Raw genomic sequence first — 17,825 nt, 5'->3', positions numbered from 1 at the left:
GAGGAGGAAAAAGCGGCGCAGCCGCTTTTTCCTCCTCCCCTTCTCCCAAGAACAACATCGGTGGCCGAGCTTGTCGAGGCCGAGATAAAATAGTTTCAATGCCATTCCTTTTCTGAATGTTTTTTGAAAATGTTTGAGACTGAGGATGACGAATACCCCAAAGATGCTACTATGGTCTATGGTCTATGGACTTTTTAACTTAAAACGACTTTACTGGCAACATACCGGATAATCATATAATTTTAGCCATACAAAAATATTTATGAGCATCGAATCCCTTTATACCCATTTTCTACAATCCACAGGTGTAAGCACAGACACAAGAAAGATCGGCCAAGGCAATATCTTTTTTGCACTGAAAGGTCCAAACTTCAATGCCAACGACTTTGCTCCAAAGGCTTTGGAATCCGGCGCAAGCTTGGTGGTAGTCGATGAGCAAAGGGTAATTCCGGATGGAGATCCGAGGTACTTTTTGGTAGACGATGTTTTATTGGCTTTGCAAAAACTGGCCAACTACCACCGGCATCAACTCCAGATTCCGATCATCGGACTGACCGGAAGCAATGGAAAGACTACTTCCAAAGAACTCCTGCATGCCGTCCTGAAGCAAAAATTCAAAACCTCCGCCACCGTCGGCAACCTCAATAACCACATCGGTGTGCCCCTGACTTTGCTCGCCATCACCCCCGATACCGAAATCGCGATTATAGAAATGGGCGCCAACAAGCAGGGCGACATCAAGGAACTTTGCGATATCGCCGAACCGACCCATGGATTTATCACCAATATCGGCAAAGCGCATCTCGAGGGAATGGGCGGTCCGGAAGGCGTGCTCAAAACCAAAACCGAGCTTTTCCAGCACCTGAGAGAAAACAAAGGAACCGTTTTCATCAACAGCCAAGACCCGATCCTTTCCAACATGGCCAAGCGGTTTGAGAATCCGATTCTTTATCCGGCCAAAGGAGATTTTTGTGAAGTGACATTCGAAGGGGCCGATCCTTTTGTAAGATTCCGGGTGGAAGGAGAGGATAAAATCCACCTTTCCGCACTGATCGGAGCGTATAATTTTGGAAATATCGCGACTGCCCTGACTCTTGGAAAGTACTTTGGCGTGCCGATGGATCAAGCTGTGGCAGGCATCGTTTCATACCAACCTTCCAATATGCGCTCCCAACTGATCGAAAAAAGAAGCAACCTCATCATCCTCGATGCCTACAACGCCAACCCTTCCAGCATGGAAGTGGCGATCAAGACTTTTGGGGAAATGAGCGGTAAAAAGCATAAAATGATCATCCTCGGCGATATGTATGAGTTGGGGGAACATACCGAACCGGAACACCAAAAACTCGGGGAATGGGTTAGCCAATACAAGTTTGACAAGATCTGCTTTACCGGCAAGCATGTGCAGGCGGCGCTACCAAAGGCTCCGATCTCTGCCCTGTACTTCCCCGATCCTTTTTCTTTCAGAAACTGGCTGCAGGACTCCAAGCTCGAAGATTACCTGATCCTGATCAAAGGAAGCAGAGGCATGAAGTTGGAAGGATTGGTGGATTTTATTTGAGGAAACCTAGTAAAGTCCCGATTGAAAGATCTTTAATTGAACAGCAAGAGGTATATCAACCCTTCCATTTTGGCGGGATATGTAAGCTTTTGGTATATATATAAGTAAGTTGGCGTGCATGGAAAGAATGACAAGGACATTATATATATTGACAATTATTGCGCTTCTCGTATGTTGCGGACAAAGAAATAATTTGACCGAAATGAAAGAAATTCAGACTGGAGACAAATTTGAAATTATTTATCAACCCGAAGCTGCAACCCACTCTGGACAGCAATTAAAAATTATTCCTGTTGATCCATATTTTGAACCGACAAAGGAGCAACAGAAGGCTGCGATAAATTATTTGGTTGCTAAGTACAAGAACAGTGAGATAAGATCAATTTTAACCAGCCAAGTTGAATTCATAGACCAAGGAGAAAATTTTGATTCGGTATTTTGCAATCATTGCGGACAAACGATAGAAGTTGAATTTTGGCAAGAAGCTATGGATAATTCCTATCAACATTCATTTTCTGACTTAACTATTCAAACTCCTTGTTGTCATAAATCATCAAATCTAAACGACTTGAATTATGAAATGCCAGCGGGATTTTCAAAGTACCAACTTAAAATCATTGATCCTGATTATGATGATAATCAAAAGAATGAACTAATACGCAACCTGGGAGATATTTTAAAAATTGAAATAAGACTGATTTGGGCACATTACTAGGAAGAGAAAACCACGACACGCCAACATCACCTTGGATACAGCGGGCGGTACCGAGTAAATATGAAATCAGTATCTTTAATAAGTTAGGAGAAAGTATGAAGGGTACGGCTCCGAATTCTCCGCTAGGTGTAGATTGTATCTACACCTTTTTATTTAGTAGAATTTGCAATTCAAATTAGCAAGAATTACCTTCCGTTTGGGAGTTTGGTTGAATAGTCCAATTTCATCCCGACAGCTGTCGTGGATGGTTAAGATAAAAGGGTGGAATTAAAAATCCCACCCAGTCCACTATCGATCGCTAAACTACGCTAAGGTGGGGGAAATAAATGAAGAAATTCCAGAAGTAGAATAGCCTGGAAATCAAATCCCCATTTGGTGATCTTTAAATAAATAATCAGTATAATGAAATCCTGATAAATCAACCCATTTATCAGGGTTATTCCTCAGAAAATGGGGGTAAAACCTGACTGAATCAGGGGTATAAAGAAGTTACAACTCATTTGAAAAAAACCGATGGCATTACCTGAACATTCGAGAATAATAAACAAAGTTGCTCGCGAAATTTTCAAAGAGTACGGAATTGATCGCAAAGGACAATCTCGAACCTGGTTGGATGACCATTATTGGTTTACAACAATAATCGAATTTCAGCCGATTAAAGACAGACAAGGAACCTGTTTGAATGTTGGAATAAATTTTCATTGGTACGAAAAGGAATATTTTTCATTTGATATCGGAAATCGTGAATCGGACTTTATTGAATTTAAAAACGGAAAACAGTTTCAAACCGAAATAGAATTATTGGTAGAAAAAGCACTCAAACGGACTCTCGAATTCCGTAAGAAAATGGTGGATTTGAAAACCGCTGAAAACAATATCATAAATCAAAAATTTACAAGCGACAACCTTTGGGGAAATTATCATCGAGCAATTATTTGCGGACTAAATAATGAACCGAAAAATTCTGATGAATATTTTACTCGGGTTTTAAAAAATGAATTTGAATATGATTGGCAAAAAGAACTTAAAGAAAAAGTAGAGCTTCTTAAATTTGATTTAAACAATATTTCGAAGTTTAAAGAAAACATTGAAGAAATAATAAATAACACTCGAGCGAAAAAGAAATTGAAATCAACAGTGGAGAAAAACAGGTGGTAATCGAGTATACGGCCTCGCCAACAGTTAGGTTAGCGAGGTGCGCCTCTCCCACCACCGTACTGGTCTAGTATATGGCGGTTCACTGGATTTTATATAAGAGTTGAAAAAATAACTGAAAAATATCCTAATGATCACCATAGAGAGGTTTCAATTGAATGACCAAAATGAGGTTAAAGATTTTGTTCTGAACATTCAGAATAACGAATTCCTTTTAGGTTTTTCTGAAATTGATCAACCGGACCTTATTGATATTGCACATTTCTATCGTGACGGTGGTTTTTGGACTGCTAAAAGCCAAAACGAAATTGTGGGAACGATAGGACTTCAAAAAATAGATGCCCACAATGCAGTCCTTAGAAAAATGTTTGTTAAGAAAGAGTTGAGGGGGAGAGAATTAAGTATTGCCCCCGCTAGGTGTAGATTGTATCTACACCTTTTTATTTAGTAGAATTTGTAATTCATTTTAGCAAGAATTACCTTTCGTTTGGGTTTTTGGTTGAATAGGCCAATTGCAAATTGGTTAAGATAAAAGGGGTGATCCAGGAAGTATTTTAACCCTTCTATTTCAGCGGTGTATGTATACTTTTTATTTATAAATATATTAAACTAAGTTAGTGGTAATTTTATGACGACCCTACTAAACCTAGACATTGGAGCATTAATATTTCTTCTTATAGCAGGAGTAATCGGCTTGTCAATCTTGGCTATACCTTATGTTCTCCTTTATTTATTACACAAGTGGTTGACAAAAAAAGGATACAGAGTAGTTGGTCTAACTTTAATTGTTGCTTTTACAATCTACATGGGCTACTCAGCTTACATAGCGGTTTATCCGACAGACAGTTTTTACTTCTCTGAATTTAAAGAAGTAACTTTAAGAGAAGCTCCAAAATCGGCGAAAGTTAAAAATAAAGACGCTTCATATCCCGACTTCCACGGTGACTATTGTTCAGCATCGCTAATTTCGGTTTCTAATGACGACTATTCATTCTTGCTTAACGAATTGGCCAATGACAAACGAATGACAAAAAATAAACCAGGAGAAATTATTGGTTCAAGTGAATTGTATAAAGTAATGGGGAATTTCAAGACAGAACAAATTATTTACAGCTTTACACGTAGTATCGCTGGACAGGCAGACCATTATTCGTTTATCGGCTTTCTTGACGACAAAAAAACAATTGTAGTAAGCGTATGTGTAACTTAACAGAAAGAAAAACTACCGCTAATCGAGTAGACGGCCGTGTGCTATAAGAACCAAATGATCACCATAGACCGGTTTCAATTGAATGACCAAAAAGAGGTTAAAGATTTTGTTCTGAACATTCAGAATAACGAATTCCTTTTAGGTTTTTCTGAAATGGATCAACCGGACCTTATAGATATTGCACATTTCTATCGTGACGGTGGTTTTTGGACAGCTAAAAGCAAAAGCGAAATTGTAGGAACGATAGGACTTCAAAAAATAGATGCCCACAATGCAGTACTGAGAAAAATGTTTGTTAAGAAAGAGTTGAGGGGGAGAGAATTAAGTATTGCCCAAAGACTATTCGACACTTTATTTGAAGATGCAAAAATGAAAGGCTTTCAAACCATTTGGCTTGATACGCCTGCTGTGGCAACTGCCTCACATCAATTTTACGAGCGAAACGGGTTTGTCCAATCCGACAAACAAAACTTACCCAATGGCTATGTTTTTCCTGACAAAAATTCTAAAATCTATAAATTAACCGTAAAGTAACCCTATCACCAAAGGAAGCCGAAGCAAGAGGATGTATGGATTGGCGGTTTTTATTTGAAATGGGGAAAAGTACTATGGAATTTACTCTATCGGTATTTTTCGGGAAAGGAATACAAGGATAAGCACACAAGATTAACCAAGGAAAAACCAATATTGATCCAATGAAAGCCATCATAAAGAGCCTTTTTATATTTGTAATTTCTCTGACGGCGGTAAATTGTTTTGCGCAACAACAAGATGCCTTCAGTCCTAAAGAAGTATACAAATCCAAAGATTTGATTATCACCCAAGTTGCACCGAATTCTTTTGTGCATACCTCATTTTTGCAGACAAATGATTTTGGAAACGTTCCCTGCAACGGGCTGATTGTCAGAAATAGCAATGAAACCATCATTTTTGACACACCCACTAATAATGAAAGCTCCGAAGAATTGATCAGATGGGTCAATCAGGAGCTGAATTGTAAGATAAACGCCATCATTCCAACCCATTTCCATAATGATTGTCTTGCCGGGCTTCAGGCATTTAATGACCACAACATCCCTTCCTACGCACATGTGAAAACAATAGCACTTGCCAAAGAAAATAATTTTGTCATCCCCCAAAATGGTTTCAGGGATTCACTTGTCTTAAAGGTAGGGGATGAAATTATCATGGCCCGGTTTTTTGGAGAAGGCCATACCAAAGACAATATTGTAGGATATTTTCCAAGTGAAAACGTATTGTTTGGAGGGTGTTTGATCAAAGAAATGAACGCAAGCAAAGGATTTCTAGGGGATGCAAATGTGGAGAATTGGTCAAGTACCGTGGAGGATATCAAAAAAAGATTCCCTGATGTAGAAATTGTTGTTCCGGGACACGGAAATCACGGCGACAGCAGCTTGCTTGACTATACCATCAATTTGTTCAAGACGAGACATTTTGGTGATAAAAAAATAAGCAGACTCAATTGATTTGGTAGTAGCTATTTGTTCAATTCGGGGGAATTCAGCCCTATCGAGTTAAAACATTTTTTATGTAGATCACCACTATACTCCAACCATTTTGTTATATATTTATAGCAAATCTGTTGCGCCATGGAAAAGATCCCACAAAAAACAAAGCCCTTCGATACCAAAAGAAGCATCCAAAATGCTGATAAAGCAAGTGGATCCAAGAAATCAATAATTCATTTTGGAGGCAAAGAATACCAATGGAGTACCGGTATGGAAAAAGTGGAAACCATCAGGGCAGGGATTCCTTATGGTTCCATTGAGGAAATCAGCAAAAGACTGAATAATCCGATTAAATCAGTTTTGCAGATATTGGGTATACCCCAAACTACCTACAACAAGAAAAAAAGTGAACACCTCCTACTTGAGAGTAGGGAAAGTGAATTGATCATGTTGATTCAGGAATTAATAGACTTTGGTCTGGAAGTTTTCAATAGCGAGGATGAAAAATTTCAACGCTGGTTAAAGAAGCCCAACATTTCACTTGGAGGAAATTCCCCTGAAAGTATGCTCGATACCGTAACCGGAATCAATGAGGTGAGATATAGTTTGAATCGCCTGGAGTTTGGAAATTTAGCCTGATGATCGTCTATAGGATTGAAAGGGAGAAGTATTTGACGACTACCTTACAGGGAATCGGAGCCTCTAAGTCGGACGGTTTTCGTTGGAACAGCCTAAACACCTTGATCGTTTACACTGCAGAAAGCAGGGCTTTGGCCACACTTGAAGTGTCTGTTCATTTGGATTTAAGTGAAGATCTGCCAAATGACCGTTATTATGTGGAAATTGAAATTCCTGATGAAGTATTGATTCAAGAGGTGAAATTGGAAGATTTGCCGGAAGGTTGGGATTCCAAACCTCCGATATCAATGACTCAGATCATTGGCGATGATTTTGTTAATCTGAAAGAAGCGGCAATATTGAAAGTCCCAAGCAGCATTGTTCCCCAAGAATATAATTATTTGATAAACCCAAATCATCCTGACATTTCAAAAATCAAAGTTATAGGCACGTCTAGAATGAATTTCGATCGCAGATTGAAGCAGGAGCATGATGGGAAAATCAATAGCTAAGAGAAAAAGACCGCTCCTGATAATTTTGTATATTTGATAAAAAGCAGGAAAACATGAATTTAGAAACCAGAAAACTTGAATTTGTTCAAGAGTTTTTGAAACTGCAAAACGAAGAGGTCATTTCCAAACTCGAAAAGTTATTGAAAAGCGAAGGAATATCTTCTATTGATTATAAGTCTGAACCAATGAGTAAAGAGGAACTAAACAGCCGGATTGACCAATCAGAATCTGATTTCGATAAGGGTCGATTTAAAAGTAGCTCCGAACTTTTATCCAAATACAAATAATGGAGTTGAAGATTATTTGGTCGGAATTCGCAGAATCCCAACTTGATGAAATTTATCATTTTTACGAAAAGGAAGTAAGTCCCGACTTCGCCAACAAGTTTGTGAATGAAATAATCAACGAACCCAATAAGTTGGTAAATACACCATTCATTGGCCAAGAAGAAGATATGCTTCGAGGTAGAAAAATTCAATATCGATATTTGGTCTACAAGAGTTATAAGTTGATTTACTCCGTTGATTTAGAAAACAAGTTTATCAAAATTGCAGATGTTTTTGACACGCGTCAGAATCCCCCTAAAATTAAACGATCAACATAATTCAAGTTCCCATGAGCTTTAGAAAGTTCCCATTGAAAAATTTATGTTGCGTTTTATCTAACTGAATTACTTAGACTACATTAAAGAAAAGAAATAATGAAAAGACTCTACACCCTTATTCTTGTGTTTTTTTCGGTAACTGTTTTGGCACAGAAATCCGACGTGACAAGCGATTCATTTATAGTAACAGGTTTGGTGAAAAAGGAATTGGTTTTTTCTTTGGCAGATATTGAAAAATATACTTCCAACTCCATTTCCGATGTGACCATCACCAATCACATGGGTGAACCTCGCGGAACAGCCACCAAGCTGACCGGGATTTTGGTCAAAGACATATTGAAGGACCTGGAACTCCAAGAACAAAGCCCAAAATTGTTCAGTGAATTCTATCTGGTTTTTGTTGCCGCAGACAATTACAAGGTAGTTTATTCATGGAATGAAATATTCAATTCTCCGACAGGAGACAATCTCTACCTGATCACTTCAAGAGACGGCAAAATGCTGAAAGACATGGAAGAAAGGATTTTGACTCTGACACCGACAGACTTCAAAACCGGTCGCAGGCATATCAAAGGCCTCAGCAAGATTATTGTAGAAAGGGTCGATTGATGGAGATTATGCTCTCTTTTACTAAAAAATGTAATTATTTAATCTAGACAACTGAAAAACACGAAAACAAGACAACGCCTAGCCGACAACAATTATAGTAATTACAACTTGCTCAAATTAACTCTGCTTCCTTCTATTTTCCCCACTTATCAAATCCTGTAAACAATTCCTTATCATTTGTGATTAAATTCGGCAATAACTTTCCGATCAAATGAAACTCTGGATTTCTGTTCTCCTTTGCCTTTTCCCGCTTTTTCTCTCTGCCCAAACCAAAATCACCGCCTTGGATAAAAATAGCAAAAGACCTGTTTCAGGGGTTTTGGTGAAAATCCAGGGACAAGCCAATCAGGTGACCGATGAAAAGGGACAGGTGGAAATTGACCTGAATAATCCCGGAATCCTGACTTTTTTGCATATCAGCTATGAACCGCTGTCTGTCTCAGCTGCACCAAATGAATCCCTAACGCTAGAATTGATTCCGGTTACCACGTCACTTTCGGAGGTGATTGTGACGGGATTTGAATCGGAAAGACCACTCGTCCATCAGGCAGGAGCGATCAGCAAGGTTTTGGAAAATGAGCTTTACCGTTTTAATGAGAACTCGATCTTGAGTGCCTTCAATACCAAACCCGGCATTAGGGTGGAGCAAAGGGCGCCGGCAAGTTACAGGATATCTATAAGGGGAAGTTCTCTCCGTTCACCGTTTGGGGTCCGCAATGTCAAGGTATATTGGAATGACATTCCCTTTACCTCTCCGGATGGAACGACTGCACTGAACCTCCTCGACCTGTCCAATATTCAGAATGCCGAAATCATCAAAGGTCCCGCAGGAAGCATCTATGGTGCGGGAAACGGCGGTGTGATCAGCATGTCAAGCCGCAAAACTGTAACTGAAAATTACCTTTCCGCAGACTTTGGCATTGGGGATTTTGGTTTGCTCCGTTATAGGATTGGCATCGATCAGAAAGTAGGAAATGGCGGTATCAGCGCTTCCTATGTTTCCCAAAAATCCGACGGCTACCGTCAACACAGTGCTACTGACAGGCAGGTTTTCCAATTGGCCATGCATACCAAGCCTTCTGATACGCAGACACTTTCTGCACAGATACTCTATTCAGACCTGAATTACCAGATTCCCGGAGCCTTGAATCCGGCACAGGTGGAAGCTGACAGAACCCAAGCAAGGCCAGGTTCGGTGGAGCAAAACAGTTCAATTACCCAAAAGACATTATACGGTACACTTTCCCATCAGATCGAATTGGGGCAGAAATGGGACAATTCCACTGCGTTGTATATGAACAATACGGAGTTTGAAAACCCGTTTATCCTTGATTACAAAAGAGAAACGGCCTTCAGTTACGGAGGTCGGACGAAATTCACCTTTGATGACAAATGGGGATCCTTCCCGGTAAAAATCATTGCAGGAGCTGAATACCAATACGGAAAAACCCTGGCCCAGAACTTTGGCAACAGACAGGGAAAGGCTGATACGATCAGGTTTTCTGATGACCTGATCAGCACGCAGGCTTTTGTTTTCCAGCAATTTGAAATTGAATGGACTTCCAAAGTACTCATGACTTTGGGTTTTAGCGAAAACTTTGGAAGGTATGACATCAACAGGTCCATCGACGCAGGACCAAATGATCCAAGCAACAATACCAAAAATTTTGATCCTATAGTCATCCCGAGAATCGCCTTGGTCTACAAAGTCAATCAATGGTCCGGAATCCATGGTAGTATCAGTTCAGGCTTTTCTCCCCCTACCATTGCCGAAGTACGCACCAACGAGGGAAGTATCAATTTAGACTTGGAAGCAGAAAGGGGGATCAATTACGAAGCCGGTTACCGGGGAAAATTCGGAATATTCAATGTAGATGTGACGGCATTCTATTTCCAGCTTGATCAGACCATTACTTCCTACACCAATGAACAGGGTGTTGTGCTTTTCAGAAACGCCGGCCAAACCGATCAGAAAGGAATAGAGGCAAGCCTAGATTATGTTTTGGTCCGAAACCAAAATGCTTTCTTTCAGGAAATCAAGTTGAACCATGCCTTCACCGGACACTATTTCAGTTTTGGTGAATATGAAAGCGGAGGCAATGATTTCTCTGGAAATCAACTTACAGGAGTCGCACCAAATACCCTGGTCAATATCCTCGATATCCGCACCAAGCCAGGGTTCTATCTTAATTTCACCCACCAATATGTGGACGCCATTCCGCTGAATGATGCCAATACGGTTTTTCAGGAATCGTATAACCTGATCGGCGGAAGAGTAGGTTGGAGAACCACCCTTGGCAGCCGTTGGGATGTCGAAGCCTACGGCGGGGTAGACAATTTATTGGATGAACAATACAGTCTTGGAAATGACCTGAATGCATTTGCGAACAGGTATTTCCAACCCGCGCCAGGTATCAATTATTATGGGGGAATTAAAATTGGTTTGAGGTATTAGAAAAAAAACAAGGGGATAAAAAATGAATTTTTATTATCCCCTCAATTCATATCAAAAAAACCGTGGAAAAATACTATTCTCTTTGATACAAATTTAGATAGAGGGATAATACCAAAAAATACCGTAAACAGGGTATTTTTTAATCGTTGGAGGCAATAATTAGCTGGCTTTGCAGCAATTTGCTCAAGGCAGTTATCCTTTCTGAAGGATACAAAATCTCTGCTTCTTTGATTTTTTGGAAGGCAATGTCATACGCCATCTGGTTGTTGTAGAAAATAGCGCGGTTAAATAACTCCAATCCTTTTAACTGCTGAAGATTGATAGCCCTATAGATGGAAGGCTGCAAGAGGTCCTTAAGGAGTTTTTGGTCAGGATTGAGATAGAGCGGATTCTTTTTGGATTCCCTTTCAAAGTCTTTCAAATAGGCTTTGACTTCATCTTTGTCACTGATAAATCCGGTAAAACCATCTGTGGATTCCAATACGACTTTTTGGCCTTCCACATTGACCGTGAGAAACACATGAAAGGAAGTCTCCATGATAGCGTAATCAAATCCATACTGATCCAAAAACACAGCCATCAAGAAAGACCCGCTGACGCAATCAAACGCTCCTGTCTCGATCAGTTCCTCCACGCTCGCATATTGGTTGTAGTCATCCATCAGGTATTGTTGGCTTCTGAAGAAAAGCATTTTTAAAAACTTTTCGCTGTTACCATACCTGTCATAGTCTTTCTGAAGTTTGAAATTCAGTTTTTGGAATTTTGTACTAGTTGAATCCCAATAAGTGATAAACTCATTGGAAGAAATCAGGGATTCTTTCTTTGCATTATTGGACAAAGCAATCCCCGAGAAGGTGATTGAAAGGGCCAAAAACAAGAGCAGGAATCGTTTCATTTTCTAATGTTACCAAATTGTTAAGCCAAGTTAACATTTGAATAACATAAAACAAAAAAAGCCCCCACTTTTTTAGTGGAGGCCTTAGATATGAAATGAAAATTTTTACCAAATAGTGTATCTGAACCTCAAGGCTATTCTTCTGCCTGGGTTGATGCTGGAGAATATCTGATCTTCAGCATTGTACATTCTGAAGACTTCCTCTCTTTTGTCTCCCAAAAGGTTGTCTACATTGAAAGTGGTCTGTATCCTTTCGTCTTTGCCCCAGGTTTTGTTGATGTTGATGTTAAGGGAATTGAAAGGCACAGTGTAGGTATCTGTTCTGTTACCGAATCCGATAAAAGTCAAAGTAGGTCCCTGCACGTTGTAGAATACACCTGCTTCCAATCCGATGATCGGGTCATTGTAAGAAAAACCTGCGTTGATGATATAGGGTGCCTGACCTGCCATATCTCTTGTTCTGGAAACAACCTCCCCCTCTCTTGAGGACAGTTGTCTTGACCTGAATTCTGACTCAGACATTTCGATCTGGGATTTGACGTAAGTCAGGTTGGTATTGAAGAAGAATTTTTCAATCTTATTGGAAACAAAACCCAAAGATTTTCTCAGTTCCAATTCCACTCCGATCAATTGTCCGTCTCCTACGTTTCGTGGTTGGAAAGCTCCCGGATCTGAAAGGAACTGAACCATTTCTATAGGATTGTCAAAAGATTTGTAGAAAACACTGGCTGAAAGCAATTCGCTTCTTTCCATGAATTTCTCCCATCTCAGGTCAAAGTTGTTGATCCTTGTAGACTGAAGGTTTCCATCCCAAAGGATTTCAGTACCGCCGTTTGTTGTCTCCGGGAAAAGTCCTCCGATGAATGTTCTCCCTGAAATCGGGTCAAGGATTTCAGCAAAAGACAATTCCTTGAATGAAGGCCTTGCGATTGTCCTTGAATAAGCTGCCCTGAAATTCTGATTGGACTTCAATGATTGGATCAAATTGATGGTCGGGAAGAAATCTACATCATCCAATACTTTCTCATTGTCAAATACGATGGTTCCTGTTTGGTTGGTTCCTGTATAAAATTGGTTGAAAGTCTCCATCCTGACACCGATGATAGCCTTCAGGTTGTTTAACGGTGTAAACTCATTGGAAACATAAGCCTGATAGCTGTTGAGGTTGGAGTTATAGGCGTTCGGGTTGATAGGGATAAATGTCGGGTCGTACCTTAATCCGTTTCTATTTGTAGAAGAGAAAAGGTTTTCCTCATCCATCACCCTGTTTGGATCTCCGGTAAATGTGGCGCTTCCAGCAGGGAATTGGAAACTCTCAATCAAGAAATCTCTGTCCTTGTACACATAAGCACCACCGAATCTCAATTTTGCAGAGGAACCTTTGAAATTGTAATTATTGCTCAAATCCAAGCTTCCAAACAAGCTCTCCTCATCCAATGACCTCCAGATCCTGTTAGGAAGTCCAACTTCTGTTCCTATGGTATTGTTGGGAACCCTGAAACGGATGATTCTTACATCAGGATCTTCGATAGAAGATTTTGTTGGAGAAATTTTCCATTCCAGATTCCATTTTCCTCTATTCAAAAAGTGCTCTCCGTTCAGGAGGATATTGGTCATTGCCCGTTGGCTGTATTCAATATTGTATTGGTTGGCTTCAAACTCCGCACCAAGGTTGGTATTGACAAAGAAAAATTGACCCACTTTGGATTCACCGCTCTGAAGTCTTAATAGATTCAGTTTGATTTTTGAATTATCTGTTTTGTATGCTAATCCTGCGACACCGCCGAGAAGGACGCTGTTGACTCCAAAGTCACCGGTTGACCTTTCCAACGCTTCCATTTCGAAGTTGTTGGCATCACTCGGTTTTCCAAAAAGGTTGTATTGCGCATCTGTGAAATATTGGGTTTCATTCCTATAAGTGAAAGCCATATTGTAACCGAATCGTTTGTCTTTGATTTTGAATTGGTCTCCTATTGAGTAGCCCATTCCAATATCCATCGGGCTGTTTTGGCGTGTACCGCCAAGAACCGGGTTGAAGTTTCTCAAGATCTCCTGAAATTGCAAACCTCTTGGGGAATTGGGGTTGCCTACAACTTCTGCGAATTGGGGAATGTCATCAATTCCTTGGGTAGGAATAGTCCTGGTACCGTCATCAAAACCCAACCAATCTTTACTTCCTCCTTCAATCGCAAGGTAATTTTTATTAAAGTGCATAGTTGGATTGTAACCGCCGGTTACGCTCAAAACCATGGTTTTTTCTTCAGGAAAATCCACTGTCTCAATATCTACTATTCCACCTGTAAAATCGGCAGGAAGTTCGGCAGTAAATGATTTGGAGACAATGATATTGTCAATCACATTGGTAGGGAAAATATCCATTTGGATGGTATTTCTGTCAGGATCCAAACCGGGAACCTGTACGCCATTCAATATGGTTTTGGTATACCTGTCACCCAAGCCACGGATGTACACATATTTACCTCCTTCAACAGAAACTCCTGTCACTCGTTTGATGGCTGCAGCGGCATCTCCATCGCCGATTTGTCTGAAAGATGCTCTTGAAATTCCATCCATCAGGTTGGCTGCATTTCTTTTGACTGACATCAAAGCGGCCTCTGTGGTTCGGATGGCTTCGGCTGAAACGGTTACGGTTTCTAAGTCCGAAGTGAATTCAGCCATTTTAATATTTTCCAATAAAGTCACCTGACCTTCGGTGACAACGACATTCCCGATTTGGAGGGTGTTGTAAGAAATAAAGGATAATTTGAGACTGTAAGTCCCGGGATCTACTAGGATTTCAAAATCCCCATCAAAGTCGGTAACAGCACCGATTTGAAGACCTTCTACCAAAACAGAGACTCCAAACAGTGGTTCTCCGGTACCCTCATCGAATATGGTTCCTCGTATTGTTCCTTTTTGGGCATACGAAAACAAGGGTGATAAGGTGATGATCATCGTTACTAGCAACAAGATCAATTTTTTCATAATAGTCATTTTTTGTACAGCGTTTCTATTTTCAATTACTCTTTTGAGTCAAAAAAACAAGAAAGAGGCTGTTGCATTACAGCCTCTTTCTGTGGTAATATTTTTATGATTATTTCAAAGCATCAAGGTTTCCGGATACAGCAGACCAAGACCAGCCTGTAAACGCTGTTTTAGTTGTTCCGACAGTGTTTGCATGAAGAGCAACCTCTGAAGCATGTACATGGGTACCATTTCTGAATACAGTAGTCAAAGGAACACCTGCAGGAGAGGTGGATTCAAGTTTGTTGAATTTCAAAATTCCGGCTGCAAAGTTTGCAATGGTAACGTCACCACTTAAAGAGAGGTCTCCTCTTCCCAATCCGCCTGTGGCAGGATCAGGGAAACCGAAGAAATATATGTTTTCAAATGTTCCTCTTGCACCTGCACGGAAATCACCAAGTTCTGCGGAAGCACTTCCTCTTGCAGTACCATTCTTAACTGTGTGTGCAGCATTGAAAGATCCTTCAGGTCCGTCGATTTCAAGAGCATGGTCAGTTTCAGCACCACAAAGCACAATAAAGTTATCCAAAGTACCTGACCAAGCTTGATCTGTATCAATGGCATCATCACCCGCATTCCAAACAACTGCATTTTTAACACTTACTGTTCCGCCAAACCACTCAATTCCGTCATCCTGATTTCCTACAACTTCTACATTTTCGATAACAGTTGCAGAACCTACCGCACCAAGGGTCAAACCGTTGATTTCGTTTCCTTCACCGATATTGGCACCGCCGTGTCTAATTGAAATATATTTGATCACACCTGAATTGTCAGCAGGAAGATTGCCACCATAAAGACCGTTGGTATCAGAAGCTGGAATACCTTCAATCTGAACCTCTGATACATCACCAGCGAATGAACCCGGAGCTCTTCCTAGTACCAGAAGACCTCCCCAAAGACCATTGATATTTGGTTCCAAATTGGGGCTTGCTACTTGACCTGATGTGATTTCGTCAGCTACCGAAGTGAAGATGATTGGCTTCGCGGCTGTTCCGTTTGCAAAGATCTTGCCTCCTCTAGCGATTACCAAAGCAGTAGCGTTGGCACCTGAACCAGCCTCACCTTTGATCACGGTACCGGCTTCGATGGTAAGTTCACCACCGTTGGTGACAAATATTCTACCTCCAAGGATGTAGGTTTTGTTTGCAGTCCAGGTTACTTTTCCTGTGATATTGGATGTAACCCTTATAGTGGTGGCCTCGGCGCCTACTGTCAACACATGCTGAACTGTAGCTGAAGAACCGTCTTTATCTGTAGCTGTAAACTCAAATACAATGTTTTTGCCAGCATCTGCTGCAGTAGCAGTGTAAGAAAATTCTTGGGTAGCAGTGGTCTCACCTGTAAAAGGGACTGTTGCTAATGTTGTTCCGTCTTTTTTGACTACAAAAGTGGCCAAACCATCTTTCGCTGTTATTGTGGCAGTAACCGGACCTACAGTACCTCCTGCTGCGATCGTTGCAGTAGGTGGTATCCCGGTGATAGTCACCGGATTGTTTGGAGCTGGGTCATCTTCGCAACTTGTGAAAACCACCGCAGCAGTAATCAGCATCAAGAGAAGTGAAGTAATTTTTTTCATGTCAATTATTATTTAGTTAAAGGTTTCAGTTTTTGATGATGCAAAACTGACTCAAAAAAAGTAGCTGGGGCAATTTTTGCAGTTACCCTTTTTTTAAAAAATGAAACTGGATTTAATATTCCATTAACCTTGGAAACAAAAAAAATCCCTGATTCCTCAGGGATTCGGCTCTATTGACAATAGGAGCTATTTCAATGTTACGGATTTGTTAATAGGAATCTTTTCCAAGAAAATTTTAACCAGGTCACGGGTGCTTACATTGTCAGCTTCCGCCTCATAATTGAGGATTATCCTGTGGTTTAGCACATCTTCGGCTATGGCCTTGATGTCCTCAGGAAGTACATAATCCCGACCTTCCATAAAGGCCATCGCTCTTGATGCAAGGTTGAGGTTGATGCTAGCCCTTGGGGAAACACCGAACTGAATGTATTTGGCTTCGTCCTTCAAGCCGTACTTTTCAGGGAATCTGGTAGCAAATACCAATTCGATGATGTAGTTCTCTAAAGGCTCTGCGATTTTCACATCATTGATCTGGGCACGGATGGCAAAAATGTCTTCTTTGGAAAGTATGGCATTCACTTCCGAAACGAAGTGCATGTTGGCCATGCGACGCATCACTTCCATTTCATCCGCTTTAGAAGGATAATCGATGTGGACTTTCATCATAAACCTATCTACCTGTGCTTCGGGTAGCGGGTAAGTACCTTCTTGGTCTACCGGGTTTTGTGTGGCAAGCACCAAAAAAGGTCTGTCCAACTGATAAGTGGTCTCTCCGATCGTCACCTGTTTTTCCTGCATGGCTTCCAACAAGGCAGATTGCACCTTTGCTGGAGAACGGTTGACCTCATCAGCCAAAATGATATTGGAAAAAATCGGTCCTTTTTTTACCTGAAAACTTGCCTCCTGCTGGTTATAAATCATCGTTCCAACCAAATCAGAGGGCAATAAATCCGGTGTAAATTGAATTCTTTTGAAATCTAAGTGCAATACCTTTGCCAGCGTATTTACTGTCAGGGTCTTGGCCAATCCTGGTACACCCTCCAACAAAATATGGCCGTTGGTAAAAAGCCCGATCAAAAGCCTGTTGACCATACGGTCCTGTCCCACGACCACTTTTTTTACTTCATCTATAACTTGCTGAATCTTCTGCTGATGCATGTTTTGGAAAATTGTTATTGGTTATTTGATATTGGTTAATCGTCTATTTCTTCAAATAGAAATACGGTGGAAATAAATTAGATATAAATTGAAATAAAACTTACGATCAACCCGATTTTTCGACAAATCCTAAACCTAAGATAAATCAGTCTTGAATCTCGTGTCTTGTGTCTAATAATCGGGCTAAATTATAACAAAATACCCTTTATCCCAATTAATGCTTTTGACTTATTGATAAAAGGTATTCTGTTTGTACGCAAT

General features: G+C 40.5%; 17 protein-coding genes. 13 read left to right on the top strand and 4 right to left on the bottom strand.

Annotated elements, in window-relative coordinates; translation table 11 throughout:
* Positions 1-262 precede the first annotated feature (262 nt).
* From DQW11_RS07455 to DQW11_RS07395, 13 genes are all read left to right on the top strand, one after another.
* Positions 263-1,561 (top strand): UDP-N-acetylmuramoyl-tripeptide--D-alanyl-D-alanine ligase, encoded by a 1,299-nt coding sequence (locus tag DQW11_RS07455; RefSeq protein ID WP_113923430.1) that lies wholly within the window; start codon positions 263-265, stop codon positions 1,559-1,561.
* A gap of 202 nt (positions 1,562-1,763) precedes the next feature.
* Complete coding sequence (locus tag DQW11_RS07450) at positions 1,764-2,276, top strand: hypothetical protein (RefSeq protein WP_157966067.1); 513 nt, start codon at positions 1,764-1,766, stop codon at positions 2,274-2,276.
* Positions 2,277-2,789: 513 nt separating this feature from the next.
* Complete coding sequence (locus tag DQW11_RS07445) at positions 2,790-3,434, top strand: hypothetical protein (protein ID WP_113923428.1); 645 nt, start codon at positions 2,790-2,792, stop codon at positions 3,432-3,434.
* A 127-nt stretch (positions 3,435-3,561) separates the two neighbouring features.
* Positions 3,562-3,879 (top strand): GNAT family N-acetyltransferase, encoded by a 318-nt coding sequence (locus tag DQW11_RS22635; RefSeq protein WP_113923427.1) that lies wholly within the window; start codon positions 3,562-3,564, stop codon positions 3,877-3,879.
* 180 nt (positions 3,880-4,059) lie between these two features.
* On the top strand, positions 4,060-4,641 hold the full coding sequence (locus DQW11_RS07435; RefSeq protein ID WP_113923426.1) for a hypothetical protein: 582 nt from the start codon (positions 4,060-4,062) through the stop codon (positions 4,639-4,641).
* A 78-nt stretch (positions 4,642-4,719) separates the two neighbouring features.
* Complete coding sequence (locus DQW11_RS07430; protein WP_157966066.1) at positions 4,720-5,175, top strand: GNAT family N-acetyltransferase; 456 nt, start codon at positions 4,720-4,722, stop codon at positions 5,173-5,175.
* A gap of 161 nt (positions 5,176-5,336) precedes the next feature.
* Positions 5,337-6,128 (top strand): subclass B1 metallo-beta-lactamase, encoded by a 792-nt coding sequence (bla, locus tag DQW11_RS07425; RefSeq protein WP_113923424.1) that lies wholly within the window; start codon positions 5,337-5,339, stop codon positions 6,126-6,128.
* Between the two features lie 123 nt (positions 6,129-6,251).
* Complete coding sequence (gene parS / locus DQW11_RS07420) at positions 6,252-6,749, top strand: type II RES/Xre toxin-antitoxin system antitoxin (protein ID WP_113923423.1); 498 nt, start codon at positions 6,252-6,254, stop codon at positions 6,747-6,749.
* Positions 6,749-7,240 carry an RES family NAD+ phosphorylase gene (locus DQW11_RS07415; protein ID WP_113923422.1) on the top strand — a complete coding sequence of 164 codons (492 nt, stop codon included), beginning with the start codon at positions 6,749-6,751 and terminating at the stop codon, positions 7,238-7,240. Before parS ends, DQW11_RS07415 begins: the two co-directional genes overlap by 1 nt.
* 53 nt (positions 7,241-7,293) lie before the next feature.
* Entirely contained in the window at positions 7,294-7,527 is a 234-nt protein-coding gene (locus tag DQW11_RS07410; RefSeq protein WP_113923421.1) for a hypothetical protein, read from the top strand.
* Complete coding sequence (locus DQW11_RS07405) at positions 7,527-7,844, top strand: type II toxin-antitoxin system RelE/ParE family toxin (RefSeq protein ID WP_113923420.1); 318 nt, start codon at positions 7,527-7,529, stop codon at positions 7,842-7,844. Before DQW11_RS07410 ends, DQW11_RS07405 begins: the two co-directional genes overlap by 1 nt.
* 96 nt (positions 7,845-7,940) lie before the next feature.
* On the top strand, positions 7,941-8,453 hold the full coding sequence (locus DQW11_RS07400; RefSeq protein ID WP_113923419.1) for a molybdopterin-binding protein: 513 nt from the start codon (positions 7,941-7,943) through the stop codon (positions 8,451-8,453).
* Between the two features lie 211 nt (positions 8,454-8,664).
* Positions 8,665-10,908 carry a TonB-dependent receptor family protein gene (locus DQW11_RS07395; RefSeq protein WP_113923418.1) on the top strand — a complete coding sequence of 748 codons (2,244 nt, stop codon included), beginning with the start codon at positions 8,665-8,667 and terminating at the stop codon, positions 10,906-10,908.
* 139 nt (positions 10,909-11,047) lie between these two features.
* Here DQW11_RS07395 and DQW11_RS07390 read toward each other — a convergent pair whose 3' ends face one another.
* From DQW11_RS07390 to DQW11_RS07375, 4 genes are all read right to left on the bottom strand, one after another.
* Positions 11,048-11,803, bottom strand: a complete 756-nt coding sequence (locus DQW11_RS07390; RefSeq protein WP_113923417.1) for a hypothetical protein — start codon at positions 11,801-11,803, stop codon at positions 11,048-11,050.
* A gap of 105 nt (positions 11,804-11,908) precedes the next feature.
* Positions 11,909-14,788, bottom strand: coding sequence for a TonB-dependent receptor (locus tag DQW11_RS07385; protein WP_113923416.1), 2,880 nt, complete (start codon positions 14,786-14,788; stop codon positions 11,909-11,911).
* Positions 14,789-14,897: 109 nt separating this feature from the next.
* A complete protein-coding gene (locus tag DQW11_RS07380; protein ID WP_113923415.1) occupies positions 14,898-16,406 on the bottom strand; it encodes a hypothetical protein in 1,509 nt (502 codons plus the stop codon).
* A gap of 186 nt (positions 16,407-16,592) precedes the next feature.
* Positions 16,593-17,564 carry an AAA family ATPase gene (locus DQW11_RS07375; RefSeq protein WP_113923414.1) on the bottom strand — a complete coding sequence of 324 codons (972 nt, stop codon included), beginning with the start codon at positions 17,562-17,564 and terminating at the stop codon, positions 16,593-16,595.
* Between the last annotated feature and the right edge of the window lie 261 nt (positions 17,565-17,825).

The organism is Cognataquiflexum aquatile (assembly GCF_003316845.1).
GTDB lineage: Bacteria > Bacteroidota > Bacteroidia > Cytophagales > Cyclobacteriaceae > Cognataquiflexum > Cognataquiflexum aquatile.
This window is presented reverse-complemented; position numbering and strand designations above follow the sequence as displayed.

Coding starts and splice junctions, on each gene's coding strand:
- DQW11_RS07380 (WP_113923415.1), bottom strand. CDS start 16,406: ATGAAAAAAATTACTTCACTTCTCTTGATGCTGATTACTGCTGCGGTG.
- DQW11_RS07410 (WP_113923421.1), top strand. CDS start 7,294: ATGAATTTAGAAACCAGAAAACTTGAATTTGTTCAAGAGTTTTTGAAA.
- DQW11_RS07450 (WP_157966067.1), top strand. CDS start 1,764: ATGAAAGAAATTCAGACTGGAGACAAATTTGAAATTATTTATCAACCC.
- DQW11_RS07405 (WP_113923420.1), top strand. CDS start 7,527: ATGGAGTTGAAGATTATTTGGTCGGAATTCGCAGAATCCCAACTTGAT.
- DQW11_RS07390 (WP_113923417.1), bottom strand. CDS start 11,803: ATGAAACGATTCCTGCTCTTGTTTTTGGCCCTTTCAATCACCTTCTCG.
- DQW11_RS07375 (WP_113923414.1), bottom strand. CDS start 17,564: ATGCATCAGCAGAAGATTCAGCAAGTTATAGATGAAGTAAAAAAAGTG.
- DQW11_RS07455 (WP_113923430.1), top strand. CDS start 263: ATGAGCATCGAATCCCTTTATACCCATTTTCTACAATCCACAGGTGTA.
- DQW11_RS07400 (WP_113923419.1), top strand. CDS start 7,941: ATGAAAAGACTCTACACCCTTATTCTTGTGTTTTTTTCGGTAACTGTT.
- DQW11_RS07385 (WP_113923416.1), bottom strand. CDS start 14,788: ATGAAAAAATTGATCTTGTTGCTAGTAACGATGATCATCACCTTATCA.
- DQW11_RS22635 (WP_113923427.1), top strand. CDS start 3,562: ATGATCACCATAGAGAGGTTTCAATTGAATGACCAAAATGAGGTTAAA.
- DQW11_RS07415 (WP_113923422.1), top strand. CDS start 6,749: ATGATCGTCTATAGGATTGAAAGGGAGAAGTATTTGACGACTACCTTA.
- DQW11_RS07445 (WP_113923428.1), top strand. CDS start 2,790: ATGGCATTACCTGAACATTCGAGAATAATAAACAAAGTTGCTCGCGAA.
- parS (WP_113923423.1), top strand. CDS start 6,252: ATGGAAAAGATCCCACAAAAAACAAAGCCCTTCGATACCAAAAGAAGC.
- DQW11_RS07435 (WP_113923426.1), top strand. CDS start 4,060: ATGACGACCCTACTAAACCTAGACATTGGAGCATTAATATTTCTTCTT.
- bla (WP_113923424.1), top strand. CDS start 5,337: ATGAAAGCCATCATAAAGAGCCTTTTTATATTTGTAATTTCTCTGACG.
- DQW11_RS07395 (WP_113923418.1), top strand. CDS start 8,665: ATGAAACTCTGGATTTCTGTTCTCCTTTGCCTTTTCCCGCTTTTTCTC.